This window comes from Pelomicrobium sp. G1 (assembly GCF_051905455.1).
In the GTDB taxonomy this organism is placed as follows: Bacteria; Pseudomonadota; Gammaproteobacteria; order Burkholderiales; family UBA6910; genus Pelomicrobium.
Map to the genome: position 1 here is coordinate 1 of NZ_JBQACR010000167.1, position 368 is coordinate 368.

1 protein-coding gene and 1 pseudogene are annotated in these 368 nt (G+C 63.3%); one reads left to right on the forward strand and one right to left on the reverse strand.

Going from position 1 to position 368, the window contains the following annotated elements:
- Positions 1-80: pseudogene (locus tag ACTFO6_RS18005) on the reverse strand (glutathione S-transferase family protein); the annotation flags it as partial.
- A gap of 94 nt (positions 81-174) precedes the next feature.
- Here ACTFO6_RS18005 and ACTFO6_RS18010 point away from each other — a divergent pair.
- On the forward strand, positions 175-368 hold a 194-nt coding region (locus ACTFO6_RS18010; RefSeq protein WP_439935776.1), incomplete at its 3' end, for a DUF2905 family protein.

Sequence of the window (368 nt, forward strand, 5' to 3'; positions counted from 1 at the left end):
GTGTAGGGCAACCCCGTCTCCTCCAGCAGGATGGACACCTTGCGGCCGTTGGGCGTGCTCCAGGTATAGAGATGGATCATGGAAGGTCTGTCTCCGTCGAAAAGAAGAACGGCGGATGCGCATTTTTCCCGAACCGCCTACCATAGTCGAAAATCGAAGTCCGGGAACACGCCCATGCTGAAATGGCTGATCACCGTGATCGTCGCCCTCGCCCTGCTGGGGGCGCTCACGCCCCTCCTCGCCCGCTTAGGTCTGGGGCGCCTGCCCGGGGACCTGCGCGTCCAGCGGGACGGGCGGGAGTACTACGTCCCCTTCAGCTCCACCCTCCTCCTGTCCCTGCTGCTCACCCTGCTGGTGTTCCTCTTCAC